Genomic DNA, 18348 nt, shown 5'->3' on the forward strand with positions numbered 1-18348 from the left:
GCTCGTGAACTTAACGTCTTTATTTATAAAGATACGCGAAGATCATTCCAGGTCTAAAGTAACGACCAGCCGTATATTTTAATCCCGTACTTAACAGATATTTATGTAGGCACTCTTGCATTCCATGCTCAACAGATGGTGTCATCAAGGTACTAAACGCGTAAGTATCGGTTGTAAGCTCCGGGTTCACTCGACCATCAGCCAATAAGCAATGTGTCTGCTTTAAGCCACTTAACCAAGCAGCTGCGGTCTCTGGCTCAATGGTAAACTCATCAACCAACATGGTTTCATCCACCGCAACAGAGCAGTTGAAGCCTTCTGGTGCTGCGAAAGGGATCTTCGCGTACTGGTATAAAGCGGTATATACAGTGTCCATTAATGTTTGTGCTTTGTCGTATTTACCGGCTAGGTTAAGCGCTGTTGCGACGCTAAACTGCACACCAATCCAAACGTCTTGCGCTTGAAACGCTTCATGTGGAGCGCCATCCGACAACGTCATGTTTGCCACACCCAGTTGAGGGCTGTTATTAACAAAATTCTGCTCGTATACAAAATCCAACGCGCGATCAATACGTTCTTGTGGGAATAGTCCGTCTAAACCAATAAGTTTAAGGTAACTGTCCGCAAGCAACGCATCACCGAAACTGTTATCTGAATCAAGCAACAACGACTGGTAAGACTCCGTAAATGCGTTCGGTGCGATTTCAGATAGCTGCTGCTTTTTAAACAGACGTTGCTCTACTTTGCTTAAAGGGCTGCTTGTATCGGTTTGATTCAAATAATCATTGAGTAGATTTTTATCATCAATCGCATTGCCTGATAACGATAGACCAATCGTTTCAAGTTGCTCATAACCTTTACCCGTTAGGTGCTTAGCTTGAATCGGCGTTACGTAGAAATGATAATAACCGGCTTGTTCGTCCCACAAGCTTTGCTCTACCGTTTCTAGCGCTTGCTCTGAACGAGTCAAATAGTCTTGTGCTAACTCTTCCTCACCCATAAGAAGTGCAAGTTCGTTCCCCGCTTTAAGACCTGCAGCCCACAAACTTGCACAGTAAATGGAGATACCGTGTGAAGAGAGGTTATCAAATGTGTCATCGGTACCACGAGTTAGCGGCAACGTGTCACCTTCTTCGATCAGCCCAGATAGGAAATCGATACTCTCTTTCACCGCTTGCCAGCAAGACTGAACAACTGACAGATCGTTGCTGTGTTTGTAGTGACGAAGAACCATAAGAATGTACTTCGGCGCTAAGTCTTTCCACTCTTTCACATTGTGCCAGCTGTACGCATCTGGCTGGATGTCGTAAGGGCTACCTAAGTCATGAATAACCGCACCGCGAATCGCTCGTGTTCCTTGGAATTTATCATCGCACAGCTCAGCGTTAGGCTGATCTTCGTACTCCCAATAACGACGAACGGTATCGTCTTGCGCTAGGATGGCATTGGCGAACTCTTTCATCACACAACCATCTAACTCAGGTAGCAAGTAGAGTAGAGAGAAAGAGCCGTAGAAATACACATCAAGTGAGTTAAAGAATGGATAGTCCACGCACTCTTTAACTAGGAATTTATCTTGGCAATCCCACACCGTCGATTCTGACAAAAACGACAAGGTATTCATCGCCATTGTCGAGAAACGAAGTGTCGTATCTGCGTCGGTAATCTTTTTACGTGCATCAGCAATTAAATCTTGCTGCTGAGCGATGATACGCTGCTCAATAGATGCTAACTGAGGCAAGCACTCGTCTAAAATTGCTTTGGCTTTACTCTCTTGAGGGAAGAATTGAGTGTACGCTTTACTTGATTCCCAACCATTTAGCGAGATCTTGCTGTGGTCCATTACTTGTGCAAAGCGTAGTTCAACCGATTCACCCGGCTCAAGTTCAACTTGCACAGAAACTACGGCGCTTAATGGTTCACGACCGCTGTAGATTCCTTTAGCAAACTCACTGTTTACTCGGCCACTATATAGCGCTCTCGTTACCTGATCTTGCACCTTCGTTGTATAAATTGACGGCTTAACAGACACAGACACTTTACCGGATTTAACTTGTGCTTTATCAGCTTGCACGCCGTAAATAACCTGACCTTCAACATCACTTTGATAAGGTGAATCGCTCTCTAAACAGACACCCGAGAAAAGTGTTCCTTCATGTTCAAAACCGATGGTTTCGTGGCGTTGAGCTATGGCGTTTTGCGTCAATGTACACGCCGAGTCTTGAATACCATCTCGGCCTTTTTTGTACGTTGATCCAATCAGGTTGGCGAGTGGCTGAACCAAGGTAACAATCCGAGTTTTATCGGAACGGTTTTTTAGTTCGAAATGGTTCCAGTGCAGAGGTAATGAACACAGCTTTTTGTCGTCTTTAACCAGCGGAGACAACACTTTACGAGTGATTTTTACCTCATCAAAGCTGTCATACTTGTATTGAGCCATTGGATACAGTGCTTGATAGTGAATCTTCTCACCATCAATAGAGGCAACGTCTGACTGCCCATTCGCGGTCAGCGACAACGCTTTCGTTGTATTATTGATTAACAATCCGTTGAAAAAGTCCAATGCAACATGAATTTGAGTGCTAAATGAACTTGGATCTTCATCAATAAACAATTGTGTTTTACTTGAAAACTCTATATTCCAACGTAAGAAACACTCTTTATTCTCTAGGTAAAATCGTCGATTAATCAACGCAGATTTAATAATACCAACAACATCAATACCTTGAGAAAAATCAATTTCCACACCATCAAATAAGGCAGGATAATAGTTTACAAACGTTTTAACCTTGTCTAGATCGCTAATTTCCAGACAATCAAGGGAAGCCGGACTCATTACCGATGCGTAGAAGTCATTAAAGTGGATTCCTTCCTCAGTACAGTCAATGAAAATACCGGGAATAAAGCTAAAATTAGGTGTATCACCATTAGGCGTCAGTGTGAACGTATTACCGATACCACCCACCGCCATCCCCGTATTTTCTGGGGTTGTAGAAATAGGCGTGTACCATGGTTGGATAAATTCAACCGCATCGCCTTTCTGGCATAATGTCTTTGCACTACCTTGGTAGCTTGTATATGGAATTTTATTCATCATTTTTAAAATCCAACATTGTATATTTTATTTTGATTGTTACTATCTCTATAAAATGGAGATAGTAACCATGTTAACTACAAATAAACCGTTTAAAATAGAAAAAGAAACATTTGGTAATTACGACTCAGTCACAATATTAAATGTCGAACACGGTATAGAACTGCAAGTAATTAATGGATTTGGCGCGATTATTAATAAATACATCGTAAACCATAGCCCATTTTCATTTATTCAAGGCTATTCAAACCCTCAAGAACTGACCGACCAGAACCCCTACTTTTCTCGTAGTGCGAAGCTCTTCCCATTTCCAAACCGCCTTGCTAATGGTGAATATCAATTTGATGATCAACATTATCAGCTACCGGCCAACTTCCCTTGGTCTGAGCACGCGGTTCATGGACTGCTTTATAACCAACCCTTTGACGTAATTAACTCATCGGCTGATAACAACCAAGCCTCAGTCACGTTGCGTTATAAAACGGATGCATTACATCCTCAATTTCCTCACGCGTTTGTTCTTGATATTACTTATCAGATTGACCTTTCGGGTCAACTTCGCTGTTCTACTTCCATAGAGAACCTAGGCTCTCAATCTTTTCCTTATGGAGATGCTTGGCACCCTTACTTTACGTTGAACGTTCCTCGCGAGCAGTGCTTACTGACAATGCCAAACTGCGTTGAACTCGAACACATTAACGACCTTCCAAGTGGTAATAAGTACCCGTTCAACCGTTTTAGTACCCCGTCTTCTCTTGCTAATGTGTCGCTAAATCATTGCTTTGAATTTGATCTTCAAAGCCCAATTGAGCTGTCGCTTCAAAGTAAAGATGGAAATACAGCTCTTCACTACCAACAAGATACGAGTTATCCATTTATTCAGCTTTATACGCCGGATAACGAATCAAGCCTTGCTATCGAACCGATGACTTGTCCTGCTAATGCATTCAATAATCGAATCGGTCTACTGACACTTCACCCTCATCAGCGAAGCCAGTTTCAATGGCAATGTCAGGCTCTTTATAAAGCCTAGCCACGCGGTGTTCATGTTCGTTTAAATGGAACAGTAAAGTAATAAAGGGCACTCAATGAGTGCCCTACGTTTTTAGCTTCTACTTTTTGCCAAGGGTAACTTCAATCTGATGTTCACCAGAGGTAAAGACTGGCGCTTTATTACCATCAATCAAATCACCGTTAACACGCATCTCAACAACGCCTTTACATACGTTATTTGGGTTGGTTACATGTATGTTGTACACCGCACCACGGAACTGTCTACGCACCTTGAATTCAGGCCATTCACTTGGGATACAAGGGTCAACAAGTAAGCCATCAACCTCTGGACGTACACCAAGAATCCACTGAGTACCAGCAACATAAGTCCAAGAAGACGTGCCTGATAACCAAGCATTACGGCCTAAACCAAACTGTTCATGCTCATCACCCAAGATGTTTTGTGGGTAACAGTACGGCTCTGACTCAAAGGTGTCGATATCATCATTTTTAGACGCAGGGTTAATCTGACGGTAGTACTCGTAAGCACGCTCGCCGTTACCCATCTTCGCTTCTGCAATCATTACCCAAGGGTTAGAGTGAAGGAAGATACCGCCATTCTCTTTCGCCCCTGGTGGGTAAGTGGAAACACCGCCCAGTTTTGGATCAAAACCGTTATAACCTGGCGTTGAAAGCTTAATACCATTTGCCGTGTTCAGCTTGTTGTAGACAGAGTCTAGAGCTTGAGTTGCACGCTCTTGTGGAGCAAAGCCAGAAATAACAGGCCAGCTTTGACCATTGGTGTAGATTTGACCTTGATCGTTGGTGTGTGAGCCGATTGGAGCCCCGGCTTCATCAAAGTAACGAATAAACCATTCACCATCCCAACCACACTCATTAACAGTTGACTGCATTTGCTCGTATTGACCTTGGAACTGCTTCGCCAAGTCTGTTTCTTCACGGAGTTCACATAAGTCCAGCATATCAAGCAGAGCTTTACCGTACATGTTCGCAACCATAATAGATTCAGCACCTGTTGGCAGGTTCACTGTATCGTTCCAGTCGGCAAAACCTAATAGTGGTAAGCCATGAGCGCCGGTATTGCTGTAGGTAAAGTTAATTGAACGACATAAGTGTTCCCACACGCTTGCCGACTCAACAACATTGCCTTCTTTATCTTTCTGGTAGAACGGAATCTCTTTATCTAAGAACGCCGCATTCCCCGTCTCTTTCACATATTGCGTAACGGCATAGATGATCCATAGATGGTCATCACCGTAGTAATCAGGGCGATCTTCCTCTTCACGAGAGTCACCTGCGTTCGCTTCCATCGTTGATGGGAAGAACTGGTGCATCGCTGAACCGTCGGTGTTTTGAACCGACAATAGACGCTCAATAAACTCGCGAGCCTCTTCTGGCATGTGAGTAATAACACCCAGCGTATCTTGAGACGAGTCACGGAAACCGATACCGCGCGCGCCATAACCAAGTTGGTATAGTGATAGGTAACGAGACCAGTTTTTAGTTGTATGACACTGACGAGGGTTATGAACATTGAGCATTGAGTTCATTGCCGGATCAGGCGTTTCAACCTGTACTGTTGCTAAGTAGTTATCCCACTGTGTCGCAAGTGCAGCAAAGGCTTCATCCACAACGGCATGATCGCGATACTTCGCTAGCATTGGTTCCGCTTGTTCGAAGCTTTCCATTTGCGTTAGCTGAACAATAGTACGTTCTGTTTGCTCTGGCGCTAACCAACCTAATCGTAGGTTTAAAGCACCAATATTGTCACCACGTAAACATTCGTTGTTACCCAGCTCTTCTTCATTAAGCGCAGTCGGTGCAGCCCAACTACCGTAGCCAGAGTTACCAATGAATTTTTGACGATCACCATCAAACGATGTTGCTACGCGATCCGCCGTCATCAAGTTCACTGCGTAATCGCGCTTCATGAAGGCAAACTGCTCTAGTACCGTATGACCTGATTCTTGCTTATGCGCATTCAACGTCATTGTTTGCGGAACCCAGTCGGCGTTAAGCAACTGTTTTAGCGCATCAAAGTGAGTGAATTCATATACGGGAACAACATCTACATGCAGCTCTTGATCACTGATGTTAGTGACTTTGATATCTTGCAATAGTACTGGTGCATCGTTAGGAACGAAGAACGTTGCTTCACAACGAACACCAAACGCTTCAGCAATGATGGTGGTGTAAGAAAGACCGGTGTGGTTTTCAAATTTGTCTAACGGTTTTAGCGTTGGTGTGTAGAACGGTGAAAAGACTTCTACGTTACCTTTTGAATCACGAACCTTAAGGTAAAGTGTTGAACCTTTAAAATCTGAATTTGGCAGTTGAGCAATATATTTAGTGATGCGGTTAAGAGCAGGATCGCCCTTACACAGCAGCACGCCACCGTTACTATCGACAATGCCACCAAAATCTAGCGTACCTACGTAGTTACACCATTTGATTGGTGTACATGGCGTTGTTGCGACATATTCTTTGTTATTGTCGTCAAAATATCCGAATTTCATCGTCACTATCCCTAGCCCTGCCTCAATTGAGAGAGCTGAAGTTAAAATTAAATCTGATTCAACACACGGGAGGGAGTGCTACCCCCGCGCATTTTATTTATCTAAATCACTTATTCGATAAATTAAAGCTCAGAGCTTGCTAGCGAGTTTTCGCTTAGTGCATCAAATAGGTGGAAAGCATCAAGATCCAGATACATTGTTAATGAATCCACATCCACTTCCGCCGCTTGGGTTTCAACCATCAATGGCTGATCACCAATTTCTGTTTTCAGTAGAATGCTTGCGCCAAGTAGCTCTTTATCTTTAATTTTTACAGGGAATGGCAACACACGATCATGGTCCACTTGCTCTTTACGTAAGTGAATGTCCGTTGGACGAACACCAAAGTGAAGCGCTAAGTTCTTGGATGCATGGGCTTTGAAACGCTCTGGCAATGGGATTTGAACGTCGCCTAGCTCGACAAAGAATTCACCCTCTTTTTCAATAAGCTGTGCTTCAAGCATATTCATTGAAGGGTTACCGATGAACTGTGCAACGAATTTATTAGCAGGGCGTTGGAATACTTCAGTTGGTGTACCCACTTGAGCAACGTAACCGTCTTTTAAGATCACAATACGGTCAGCAAGCGTCATCGCTTCAATCTGATCGTGTGTTACGTAAATGGTGGTTGTCTTTAACTCACGGTGAAGGTGTTTGATCTCTTCACGCATCACGCCACGAAGTTTCGCATCTAGGTTAGATAGCGGCTCATCGAATAGGAAAACCTTCGGAGTACGAACCATCGCACGACCCATCGCTACACGTTGACGTTGACCACCAGATAGCTCTTTTGGTTTACGCTCAAGCAGTGGATCAAGCTCAAGCATTTTCGTCGCCTTACGTACTTCAACATCGATTTCAGCTTTAGGCATGCCTTTCAGCTTCAATGCGAATGCTATGTTTTCATACACGGTCATGTGCGGATAAAGCGCGTAGCTTTGGAATACCATTGCAAGATCACGATCTTTCGCATCAATCTTATTCATCAGCTTATCGCCAACGTAGATATCACCAGACGAGATATCTTCAAGACCTGCAAGCATACGCAGCGTTGTTGATTTACCACAGCCTGACGGGCCAAGGAAAACCACAAATTCGCCATCGTTTACCGTGAAATCAAAGTGCTTTACTACTTCTACATCACCAAATGATTTTTTGATGTTCTTAAATTCTACTTTAGCCATTATTTGTTCTCCTCAGCGCGCGCTAGCAGCGTATTTCGATACGCAATTGCGCTCTGTTTCAGTGTTCTTTGTTGAGTTTGGTAATCGACGTGGACCATGCCAAAACGTTGGCAGTAGCCAAAGGACCATTCAAAATTGTCCATCAAACTCCATGCAAAATATCCATCGACCTTAACGCCAGCTCTAATAGCTTGGTCGACTGCGTTTAGGTGAGCCTGGAAGTAACGAACGCGTTGATCATCGTTGACCTCGCCATTAATCACTTCTTTGTCATCACCCGCAGCACCGTTTTCAGTGATGTATAGTGGTGGAATGTTTTCATAACGTTCGTTGATACGAATGAGTAAGTCAGTCAGACCTTGAGGATAAACTTCCCACCCAATGTAGGTATGCTCAGCGTCTTCTTGCGTTACTTTTTCAATGTCGCCGTTTTCGTTGTAGCGCATCACGTCACGTGAGTAATAGTTGATGCCAACGTAATCCACAGGTGCACTGATGATGTCTAAGTCACCTTCTAGGATCATCGGCATATTTTCTGCTTGGCGATCAACAACCAACAGTGGGTACTCGCCCTTTAATACAGGGTCCATAAACCAGTGGTAATTCTCCGCTTCACTGTAATCAGCTGCGCCTTGATCTTTAAGCGTTTCTGGGTAAGCCGGTGTAGCGTTAAACACGATGCCATGCTTAGCATCTGGTGCATTCTTACGCAGGATTGGCATTGCTAATCCATGTGCAAGCATTAAGTGATGTGAAGCTAAGAAACCTTCTCTTTCACCCTTGATGCCCGGCGCATGAATGCCCCAGCGATAGCCTAAGAAAGCAGAGACAAACGGTTCATTTAATGTTGTGTAGACATCGATTTTATTGCCGAAATGCGCACTGACTGCTTGTGCGTATTCAGCAAACTTGTACGACGTTTCACGATTTAGCCAGCCGCCTTTATCTTCAAGATATTGAGGCAGATCCCAGTGATACAGTGTCACGTACACTTGCATACCACGAGCATGACACTCATCGATAATCTGTTCGTAAAATGCTAGCCCTTCAGCGTTCACCACACCGTCTTTCGGCATAATACGAGGCCAAGCGATTGACAATCGGTAAGCATCAACGCCTAAACCTTGAATCATTTCAATATCGTTTTTCCACAAGTGGTAATGGTCACAAGCGATATCACCATTGTCTCCGTTATCAACCTTGTTCGGTGTATTACAGAACGTGTCCCAGATTGATGGGGTACGGCCTCCTTCGGCTGCACCACCTTCAATTTGGTAAGACGACGTCGCAACACCAAAGACAAAGTCAGATTGAAGCAGCTTTGAATCATTTGGAAGTTGGTATTTATTCATTGTCGTCACCGTCTCTAACCTTTAACCGCGCCAGAGGTAAGTCCTGAAATCATCTGTTTAGAAGCGAACAGATACGTAATAACCAGCGGCATAATTGAGATCGTCGTGCCTAGCATTACCGCGCCCCAAGGGGTATTTGGAATGCCTTGTACACTTCGTAGCGCCTGCGTAATTACGTAGTTATCTGGTGAGTTCAATACAACGAGTGGCTGCATGAACATGTTCCAGAAGAAAACGAATTGGACGATTGCTAGTGTCGCCAATGCCGGTTTCATCAGTGGCAGTACCACGCTCCAGTAAGTTCTAAACTCACCAGCACCATCTAGTTTTGCAGCTTCCAATAACTCTTTGGGAATCGATGCAATCACGTGCTGACGCATCAAGAAGATACCAAATGGTGTTGTCGTAAACGGTAGCCAAACCGCGATATGGTTATCAAGTAGCCCAAGGAACTTCACAATCATAAAGTAAGGGATAAGACTCAGTACTGGCGGAATCGCCATAGAACCAACCAGCATACCGAATAGAACGTTTTTGCCTTTGAACTTAAATACAGCAAATGCGTAACCACCCATACTACAAAACAGTAGCGAGATGGTTGTCCCTAAGAAAGCCACATAAATTGAGTTAAACATTGCTTTCCAAAACGGCATGATCTCTAGCAGTTTTGCATAGTTGATCATCAAGCTGTCACCGATAGCAAAGCTGATGCCTGTACCGAAAATTTCACTACGGTCACGTGTTGATAACAGTGCAGACCATACAAAAGGGAATACAGTAATAATCGCAGAAACAATTAACAATATGCCTAACATCACCATCGCGATTTTAGTCATGATGTGAATCGTGCGATCGCTTGGAGTTAGCCCGGCTAGAGGCGATGATTTTGCTTGTGTTGTAGTCGTCATCTTATTGTTCCCCTAGACCTTTCTTACCAAAGAATAAGAATTGAACAGCTGTACATGTCGCGATTAATGCAAATAGTAACCATGAGATTGCAGATGCAGTACCCATCTCTAACCATTCCCAACCCACTTTGTAGAGGTACATAGAAATTGTTAGACCAGATTGACCAACACCACCGCTACCACGTGTTAATACAAACGGTTCTTCAAACATTTGTAAGTTACCAATGATTGTCATAGTGATTGCAAAGAAAATGAATGGACGAATCATCGGTAGTGATATGTTCCAAAAGCGACGGAAAGCGTTCGCGCCGTCCATACGTGCCGCCTCTAAAATTTCTTTTGGAATCGTCATTAAGCCAGTGGTGTAAAGCACGATGTTGAAACCGGTGTACTTCCAGAAGATAACAATAGCGATAGAAGGTTTGATCATCGTTGCATCGTCTAGCCAACGAATTGGCATGGCTGTATCAACCCAAGCAAATGCCCAACCAAATAGTGTGCTATCAGCTAGCGCCATCAACGTTTGGTTGATGATGCCTGAGTTCGGTGAATACATGTTGAAGAAAATAAGTGACGCCGCAACCGTTGAAGTAATAAACGGTAGGAAATACGCCGACGTTAGCCAGTGACGCATACGGTCACTCATTGACACTAAAATGTAGGCAACAGGAATCGCCACCAAGTGCTGCGCGACACCAGATGTAACCGCTAACCAAAGTGTGTTCTTTAGTGAGCGCCACAACCACGGGTCGGTTAATGCAATAGAGTAGTTTTCAAAACCTACAAATCGCATTGCGTCCATACCCTCTACAGGGTTCCACACTTGAAACGAAAGAAAGACGGAAAACAGTAACGGGAAAATCCCAAAAACAGAAAAAATGATCAGGAACGGCAGTAGGAACCCATACGGTGTAAGCGCTTTCAAATTTAGACGAGAAAAAAAGCTTTTACTTTCTGATGTATCCATGACGTTGCTCGCTGCTTGATTCATAGTAACGACCTCTTATCAGGGAAACGTTTTTCAACGTCTCCCTGATTACTTACTTAAAATTATAAATTAAAGATTGCGTGTACGACGTTTAATTAGACGCTCAGCTTCACTTAGAGCTACTTTGATATCTTTGCCTTCATCAAGCACTTCCATCAGAGCATTTTCTAGGATGATTGAACGAGCAACGTGATCGCCTTTCGCAGGTTGTACTGGCTTGATGTTCTTCGCTACGTCAGCAAATACTTGACGCGCTTTTTGGCCACCAAGGAAATCTACACCTTCGTTAAACATTTCATCATCGTAAGTAGTTACGTTTGCTGGGAATGCAGCAATTGTTTCAAAGCTCTTAAGTTGAACATCACGATCTGTTGTCATGTACTCAATCAGCTTCCAAGCGTCATCTTGGTTAGCAGCTTGCGTTGGGATTGAAAGGAATGAACCACCCCAGCTACCGTAGATGCCATCTGGAAGGTGCTCAACACCCCAGCTGCCCGCTGTATCTGGAGCAATCCAGTTATTTAGGTGACCAAGCAACCATGCGCCAGATAGTTGAGTTGCGAACGTACCGTTACGGAAACCTTCGTACCATTCGTTAGACCAAGCTAGGATGCGACCATCAAGCTCTTTCTCACGGATTTTCTTAGCAACTTCAAATGCGTGAACAAAACGCTCAGACGTTACAACTGGGTTACCATCTTTATCGAAGTAAAGACCTTCACCTTCAGGAACCGTGGTGTAGATAATCGCTTGTGCTACGTCAGCTGCTGATGCGATTAACTGAACGTTTTTCTCTTTTAGAGTCACACCCGCTGCAATGTAAGAATCCCAATCCTTGATTGCTTCGTTTACATCAATACCCGCTTTTTCAAACACATCTGTACGGTAATACATAACACCAGGACCTAAATCAACTGGGATACCATACATGCCACCATCAGCGCCTTTACCTTGAGCCCATGCATACGGTGCAAAGCTTTTCTCAAACTTGTCTGCGCCATATTGCTCAGAAAGGTTTACAAGACCGCCAGATGCTACGAATGGACCAATTTTTTCAACGTCAACAACGATAACGTCACCCGCACCAGAACCTGTTGCTAAGTTCGTAGTAAGCTTAGTGTGGTGGTCACCGTGGTTGTTCATTAGGTAATCTACTTTTACACCCGTTTTCTTTTCAAAATCAGGCAGTAGTACTTTTAAGCTACTATCAAAATCTGGAAAGCCATCGAAACGGATTTGATTGTCAGCAGCATTAGCTGTAGCAGCAAGTCCAAGAGCAACCGCGCTAGCTAGCGCTAAGGTCTTAAATTTCATGTGTTATCCTTAATATTTTTATAGGGTATTGAGTAAGTCCTTGACCGAATTCCTGACCACCAATGATGGTGATAATTTGAAATTCACATCTCTTTTGTTTTTATTTAGCTTTTGAATAGCGAGCTGTACTGCTTCAACGCTCATCTGTTCAATAGGGAAGTTAATTGTGGTAAGCCCAGGAGTGAGATAACGAGCAAAAAGAATATTGTCAAAGCCAACAAGTGACACTTGCTCTGGCACTAACCTTCCTGCCTCTTTTAACACTTCGTACGCTCCAAATGCCATGTGGTCATTAGAAGAGAAAACCGCAGTGAATTCACACTCACGCTTTAACAACTTCTTCATCGCACTGACACCTGTTTCCTCAGTAAAGCCCGCCTCAGAAACCAACGCTTCGTTATATTGCAAACCCGCTTCTTCCAGTGCTATTCGATATCCTTGCAGACGCCCCCGTGCGTCTGACTTATCGAGCGGCCCTGTAATACAAGCGATTTGGCGGTGCCCCATTTTTAATAGATGTTGAGTAGCAAGTTTGCCCCCAAGCTCGTTATCAACATCTATACAGCTAGTTGAGATTTCTGGAATAAACCGGTTTATCAATACAATTGGCACACCTTGTTCTTCCAGAGTAATTATATAGTCATCAGTAAGTTGCTGAGCGTGTAACACAATGGCATCCACACGACGACCTAATAAAAATTCAACTGACTCCTGCTGTCCTTCTTCTGTGTTTGACCCTGCGGTTACCACGACGTGATACCCAAGGCGTCGAAAATTGTCTTCTAAGTTATGTAAGATTTCCGAGAAAAATGGTCCACCTAACTCAGGAACGATAATGCCAATACTTCCTGTTCGGCTTGATGCTAATGCTTGAGCAATTGAATTTGGGCGATACCCTAAATGCTTAATTGCTTTCTCCACTTTTAGCTTCTTGTCATGACTGACTCTGCTAGTGCCATTAATGACTCTAGATACTGTGGCTTGTGATACGCCTGCGTATTCAGATACATGCTTGATAGTTGCCAAAGGAACCTCGAAATTTCTATTCACAAATGCGGCACTTGAAACCGCTTACAGGTTGAGTATTGAGGATCTTGGGGGGTATTTGCGTGATTCTGGTCACACAAGACTTGGCGCTAAAATGTCAATTTGGTAAATATTGAGAGTTATTGCAGTTTCATTTCACGCCATGAAACAGTTTCATGGAAGCGAGATTCCATCCATCGAACGTATATGGCTCGAATCCTAAAGTATAACCCTAGCAAATGAATGACTTAGCAAAAATTAACACAGAATTATGGGTAAATCGGTGTATTACTTTCCATTATCCCTTACATTCGGTTTCACCTAAATGACAGCAAGCGCACGAAAATGCGCTCAAGCTATCACGCTTAACGGTAAGTACTAGAAATGGCTTTGACAAATACGTTGAAAAATTGAAATTTGCACTACAATTAATAATCAAATACAACCAGTTGAGTATTAATTGATGGGAAACTCTGTTCTATTAGTTGACGATGAAATCAACATCTTGAATTCATTTCGTAGGACCTTACGTAACCAAGTTGATATTGACCTTGCAAATTCCGGAAAGGATGCGCTTGAGCTTATCGAAAATAAACAATACGCCGTAATTATCTCTGATATGCAGATGCCTGAAATGAATGGGTTAGAGCTTTTAGAAATCGTTAAAGATATTTCGCCAGATACAGTAAGAATGATGTTTACTGGTAATGCCGATCAAAAAACTGCGGTTGATGCTGTGAACGTTGGCGATGTCTTTCGTTTTATTAATAAACCTTGCTCCCCCCCTGAATTGCTGGTTTTTATTCAAGCGGCACTTCGTCAACACGACCTTATCGTCGCAGAGAAGGTCCTTCTCAACCAAACACTCAGCGGGACGATCAGTGTATTAAATGAAGTTCTCTCTTTAGTTAGCCCGGAAATAAACGAGCATAACAATCGTGTTCAGTTCCATATGAATCAGCTTGGGAAAGCGCTTAAATTACGCAAACACTGGAGCTTTCAACCCATGGTTCATCTTTCCCAACTGGGTTATATCGCCTTTCCACCCTCAACACTTAAAAACATGAGTCGTGGACAAGTGATAACGGAAGAAGATCGGCAACTTTTCGCTCAACATCCTTGCCTTGCTTACGATTTACTCAGAAAAATCCCTCGTATGGAATCCATTGCAAAAACAATCCTGTATCAAGAAAAGAGCTTTAATGGCGATGGCGCACCCTATGATGACTTAAAAGGGAAATCATTACCCTTGGGCTCTCGCATGCTCAAAATTGTTTGTGACTATGTCAGGTTAGAAAAAGAAGGATTTAACCCGGATCGGGCAGCAGAAGCACTAGAACAGCAAGCTGAGCGCTACGACCCCGACGTATTCAATGCATTCAAAACAACGTTGACGCTGACGCCACCAAAAACTTTCGTCGATATCGCTATGCTCACCATCGAAATGATTCTAAAACAAGAAATTTGGACTAACCGGGATCAATTGGTCGCTGGAAAAGATCAACAGGTGACCGAAGCCTTACTTAAGATCATTCATCACTGCCTTCAAAATAAAGCCATATCCGGTCAAGTTGAAGTTGTGATGGTTGAGCAAGAACAACCTGAAGATAATCAGCCAGAAAGTAACGCACAAAAAACAGCAGTGTAATTAAACAAGCATCCACTTTCGAGATGCAATCGCTATTCATTAGATAGCACTACAACGTAATAAGGCATAACAATCATGATGGACTTTTGGCGCTTTCAACCAATCGATGAACAAAAATATACCCTACTTCAAGGCGACTACAATCTGTATCTCGTGGCCTTGTCGGTTATCATTTCAAGCATGGCTGCTTATTCTTGCTTGATTGTGGTTGACCGTATTTGGCACTCAAATGTCCCACAAACTATAAAACTCTGGAAATTATTTGGCAGTGTTGTTTTCGGGCTAGGGTGCTGGGCAATGCACTTCACAGGTATGCTCGCCTTTGATATTCACCATCAAATGACCTATGACTTCGGTATTACTTTATTCTCTTTAGTTCCGCCGATGATAGGCGCATTCTTCGCATTCCAAGTACTCTATAAGCAGAATTTCACTGCCGTAGATATTCTAGTTGGTGGGCTCTATCTAGCCTTAGGCATAGGCAGCATGCATTATCTCGGCATGGAAGCGATGAAAATGGATGTCATACTCACCTATAACCCCATGTGGTTCTTAGCCTCAATTGTTATTGCCCACCTATTCGCCTGTATCGCTATTTACATGATTAAGCTTCAACGACGCTTTTCCAACATTAGTGTTAACAAACGGGTAATCATTGCCAGTGTCATGGGGCTTTCTGTTGCTGGAATGCACTACACAGCAATGCAAGCTGCAAGTTTTTATACCAATAAAGGCGTTATGAGTGATCATCTACATGCCACCAACGCGCATATCGTTGCGTTGGTTGTCGCCGCATTCGTACTGTTAATCGTAGCGGCTACGATATTATGTTCCATCGTTGATGCACGCTTACAATCTGCCGAATCGTCGATACAGGCCAGCATAACTCGAGAACAAGACATCGTGAATAACCTAGCTGACGGTCTTATCATTTTTGATGAGCAAGGCACCATAGAAAGCTTAAACTACAAGGGGTGGGAAATGTTTGAGTCTCAGCAATCTGATACTGAGCCTCTTAATATCAATAAGCTAATGCCGAGCTTTGATTTAACTGCAGTCACAAATAACATGTTCAGCTTCGCCGCCCAACGGAACATCATGACCTTAGAGGGAATCAAAGAGAATGGGCAATCTTTCCCAGTAGAATTAAGCGTCTCTACCATGTCAACGCTGAGTAATGATAAACACCTCTACAATTGCGTAGTACGTGATATTTCACGCCGGATTGAATTAGAGAATCAACTTCGCCAAGCGCAAAAACTCGAATCGATGGGACAGCTCGCTGCGGGAATTGCTCACGAGATTAATACCCCAACTCAGTACGTATCTGATAATACCACTTTTCTTAAAGATGCATTTCAAGGCTGTTTAGCGACTCTTACAGAGATTCAAGCCCTTACCAAGCTGCACTTGGCTGAATCTAAAGAAAGCGGCGATGAGTTTTCTAAGGTCTTAACATCGATAGATGCGTCGATAGAAAAAAATGATATTCCATTCATCGCAGAAGAGATCCCACTCGCGCTAGATCAATCTTTAGAAGGGTTAACTCGAATAAGCAAAATCGTAAGCGCAATGAAATCCTTCTCTCACTCTAATAACAACGAGATGCAGCAAGTCGATATCGCAGAGGCGATCGAATCAACCGTCACGATTGCCCGCGGAGAGTGGCGTTATGTCGCCAATGTTACTACCGATTTCACTCCAGAGCTCACAACTATCCCCTGCTATAGAGATCAGTTTAATCAAGTAATTTTGAACTTCATCATAAATGCAGCACACGCTATCGAGGAAAAATATAAAGCGAACGAAAATACACTAGGGTTAATTAATATCTCGACCTTTTTAGAGCAAGATTGGGCGGTTATAAAAATTTCAGACGATGGTACAGGTATACCCGAAGAAATCATTGAGCGTGTGTTTGACCCATTCTTTACGACTAAGCAAGTGGGTAAAGGGACTGGGCAAGGTTTATCCATCGCCTACTCCGTCATTGTAGAGCTCCACAAAGGGAAAATTTCAGTCGATAGTGCGCTTGGAGCAGGCACGGAATTTACCATCAAACTTCCTGTTAGCCTTGCTTCGACGGATACATTAAACGCAACAGAAAAATCAGGGACAAAAAATGAAAATACTGTTGGTTGATGACGAACCGCTCATTCTAAATGGCCTAAAACGCGCGCTGTATGGGACCGGTTGGACAATTTTTACCGAAGAGAGTGGTCAATCAGCACTAAAAAGACTTGAAACAGATCATGTTGACCTCATTATCTCCGACATGTTGATGCCAGGGATGAATGGCGCTGAACTACTCGAAATCGTCAGCAAAACCTACCCATCTATTATTAGAGCATCACTCTCTGGTTATTCTGATCCAGATATTACTGTCAAAGGTGGATTTTTTGCCCATCAGGCATTTATGAAACCATGCGATCCCACTATCATCAAGCAAGAAGTGAATCGTATCTCAGCCATCTTAGGCTTGTTTCCTGACCGAGTAATTCAAAGTGCAATAGGCAGCATTACCTCTCTCCCCATTGCGCCAAAATTGTTCTTCCAAGTGAAACAAAAATTAATGGATGACAACTCTTCTATGCACGACATTGCGAAGCTCATCAGTCAAGACCCTGCAATGTGCGCCAAAATTATTCATACGTCGAACAACACTATATTTCGTGGGAACAAGGAGATCAGCAGCATCAATGAGGCTATTACTCGCCTTGGTGGTCAGGTTGTCAGTAGTATTATTGGTATGCTTGAGGTTTATTCAGTCTCAATGAATAGACCCAGTCAACCACTCGAAGAGCTACAATCACAAAGCCTAAGAGTGGCCGTACTCGCTTCTTCTTTCGTCAGTCGAGCTCAAAAAGACCACACCTTCCTGATTGGCATCCTGCACCGTATTGGGGAGTATGTGCGAATGATGATAGTCAGCGATTTAATGAATGCCTACGTCGATGTCAATAATAAGGGGCAAGAACTATCCCATTTAGAACAGTACCTGTTCAATACAAAATCGGAACAGCTTGGCGGTTACCTGCTGCACTTTTGGGGATTTCCGCTTTACATTATTGAGAGTATTTTGACTTACAATGACCCTGAAAAACTTAGAGAGAAACCTTTTGGTCCTTCTTGTGCCGTTTATGTGGCCAGCAACTTAATCAAAAATAAACCCATTGATGATGCATTTATTCAACACTTTGGGCTTGAAGATAGGCTCGAAGAGTGGAAAGAGCCATTTGCTCAGCCCGAATAAAAAAGGGAAGCA

General features: G+C 43.3%; 12 protein-coding genes. 4 read left to right on the forward strand and 8 right to left on the reverse strand.

The genetic code is table 11. From position 1 onward, the window contains the following. Window positions 1-19: 19 nt before the first annotated feature. A complete protein-coding gene (locus tag L4C54_RS15680) occupies window positions 20-3097 on the reverse strand; it encodes a GH116 family glycosyl hydrolase (RefSeq protein WP_428808900.1) in 3078 nt (1025 codons plus the stop codon). A gap of 67 nt (window positions 3098-3164) precedes the next feature. Between L4C54_RS15680 and L4C54_RS15685 the strand changes: the two genes are divergently transcribed. Beyond that, window positions 3165-4127 (forward strand): aldose 1-epimerase, encoded by a 963-nt coding sequence (locus tag L4C54_RS15685; protein ID WP_428808901.1) that lies wholly within the window; start codon window positions 3165-3167, stop codon window positions 4125-4127. Window positions 4128-4206: 79 nt separating this feature from the next. Here the strand turns inward: L4C54_RS15685 and L4C54_RS15690 are convergent, their stop codons facing one another. The 7 genes from L4C54_RS15690 to L4C54_RS15720 all read right to left on the reverse strand — a co-directional run bounded on the left by L4C54_RS15690 (window position 4207) and on the right by L4C54_RS15720 (window position 13435). Then, window positions 4207-6624 (reverse strand): glycoside hydrolase family 94 protein, encoded by a 2418-nt coding sequence (locus L4C54_RS15690; RefSeq protein WP_428808902.1) that lies wholly within the window; start codon window positions 6622-6624, stop codon window positions 4207-4209. A gap of 122 nt (window positions 6625-6746) precedes the next feature. Then, window positions 6747-7847 (reverse strand): ABC transporter ATP-binding protein, encoded by a 1101-nt coding sequence (locus L4C54_RS15695; RefSeq protein ID WP_428808903.1) that lies wholly within the window; start codon window positions 7845-7847, stop codon window positions 6747-6749. Beyond that, window positions 7847-9199 (reverse strand): GH1 family beta-glucosidase, encoded by a 1353-nt coding sequence (locus L4C54_RS15700; protein ID WP_428808904.1) that lies wholly within the window; start codon window positions 9197-9199, stop codon window positions 7847-7849. The genes L4C54_RS15695 and L4C54_RS15700 overlap by 1 nt, the downstream gene beginning before the upstream one ends. A gap of 14 nt (window positions 9200-9213) precedes the next feature. Next, window positions 9214-10035 (reverse strand): carbohydrate ABC transporter permease, encoded by an 822-nt coding sequence (locus L4C54_RS15705; protein WP_428809060.1) that lies wholly within the window; start codon window positions 10033-10035, stop codon window positions 9214-9216. A gap of 73 nt (window positions 10036-10108) precedes the next feature. Then, entirely contained in the window at window positions 10109-11098 is a 990-nt protein-coding gene (locus L4C54_RS15710; RefSeq protein WP_428808905.1) for a carbohydrate ABC transporter permease, read from the reverse strand. A gap of 66 nt (window positions 11099-11164) precedes the next feature. Continuing rightward, a complete protein-coding gene (locus L4C54_RS15715) occupies window positions 11165-12409 on the reverse strand; it encodes an ABC transporter substrate-binding protein (RefSeq protein WP_428802964.1) in 1245 nt (414 codons plus the stop codon). A gap of 18 nt (window positions 12410-12427) precedes the next feature. Next, on the reverse strand, window positions 12428-13435 hold the full coding sequence (locus tag L4C54_RS15720) for a LacI family DNA-binding transcriptional regulator (RefSeq protein ID WP_428809061.1): 1008 nt from the start codon (window positions 13433-13435) through the stop codon (window positions 12428-12430). 463 nt (window positions 13436-13898) lie between these two features. Between L4C54_RS15720 and L4C54_RS15725 the strand changes: the two genes are divergently transcribed. The 3 genes from L4C54_RS15725 to L4C54_RS15735 all read left to right on the forward strand — a co-directional run bounded on the left by L4C54_RS15725 (window position 13899) and on the right by L4C54_RS15735 (window position 18336). Further along, entirely contained in the window at window positions 13899-15083 is a 1185-nt protein-coding gene (locus L4C54_RS15725) for an HD domain-containing phosphohydrolase (RefSeq protein WP_428808906.1), read from the forward strand. Window positions 15084-15158: 75 nt separating this feature from the next. Beyond that, window positions 15159-17225, forward strand: a complete 2067-nt coding sequence (locus L4C54_RS15730) for an MHYT domain-containing protein (protein WP_428808907.1) — start codon at window positions 15159-15161, stop codon at window positions 17223-17225. Further along, window positions 17206-18336: an HDOD domain-containing protein gene (locus L4C54_RS15735; protein ID WP_428802967.1), complete on the forward strand. Its 1131-nt coding sequence runs from the start codon at window positions 17206-17208 to the stop codon at window positions 18334-18336. Before L4C54_RS15730 ends, L4C54_RS15735 begins: the two co-directional genes overlap by 20 nt. Window positions 18337-18348: the final 12 nt, after the last annotated feature.

It is taken from the genome of Vibrio lamellibrachiae (assembly GCF_050337265.1).
GTDB classification, from domain to species: domain Bacteria; phylum Pseudomonadota; class Gammaproteobacteria; order Enterobacterales; family Vibrionaceae; genus Vibrio; species Vibrio kyushuensis.

What these genes read in the sequence shown, in the direction of transcription:
- L4C54_RS15705 (WP_428809060.1), bottom strand. Translation starts at nt 10,035, where the DNA reads ATGACTAAAATCGCGATGGTGATGTTAGGCATATTGTTAATTGTTTCT.
- L4C54_RS15695 (WP_428808903.1), bottom strand. Translation starts at nt 7,847, where the DNA reads ATGGCTAAAGTAGAATTTAAGAACATCAAAAAATCATTTGGTGATGTA.
- L4C54_RS15715 (WP_428802964.1), bottom strand. Translation starts at nt 12,409, where the DNA reads ATGAAATTTAAGACCTTAGCGCTAGCTAGCGCGGTTGCTCTTGGACTT.
- L4C54_RS15690 (WP_428808902.1), bottom strand. Translation starts at nt 6,624, where the DNA reads ATGAAATTCGGATATTTTGACGACAATAACAAAGAATATGTCGCAACA.
- L4C54_RS15730 (WP_428808907.1), top strand. Translation starts at nt 15,159, where the DNA reads ATGATGGACTTTTGGCGCTTTCAACCAATCGATGAACAAAAATATACC.
- L4C54_RS15685 (WP_428808901.1), top strand. Translation starts at nt 3,165, where the DNA reads ATGTTAACTACAAATAAACCGTTTAAAATAGAAAAAGAAACATTTGGT.
- L4C54_RS15725 (WP_428808906.1), top strand. Translation starts at nt 13,899, where the DNA reads ATGGGAAACTCTGTTCTATTAGTTGACGATGAAATCAACATCTTGAAT.
- L4C54_RS15735 (WP_428802967.1), top strand. Translation starts at nt 17,206, where the DNA reads ATGAAAATACTGTTGGTTGATGACGAACCGCTCATTCTAAATGGCCTA.
- L4C54_RS15710 (WP_428808905.1), bottom strand. Translation starts at nt 11,098, where the DNA reads ATGAATCAAGCAGCGAGCAACGTCATGGATACATCAGAAAGTAAAAGC.
- L4C54_RS15700 (WP_428808904.1), bottom strand. Translation starts at nt 9,199, where the DNA reads ATGAATAAATACCAACTTCCAAATGATTCAAAGCTGCTTCAATCTGAC.
- L4C54_RS15680 (WP_428808900.1), bottom strand. Translation starts at nt 3,097, where the DNA reads ATGATGAATAAAATTCCATATACAAGCTACCAAGGTAGTGCAAAGACA.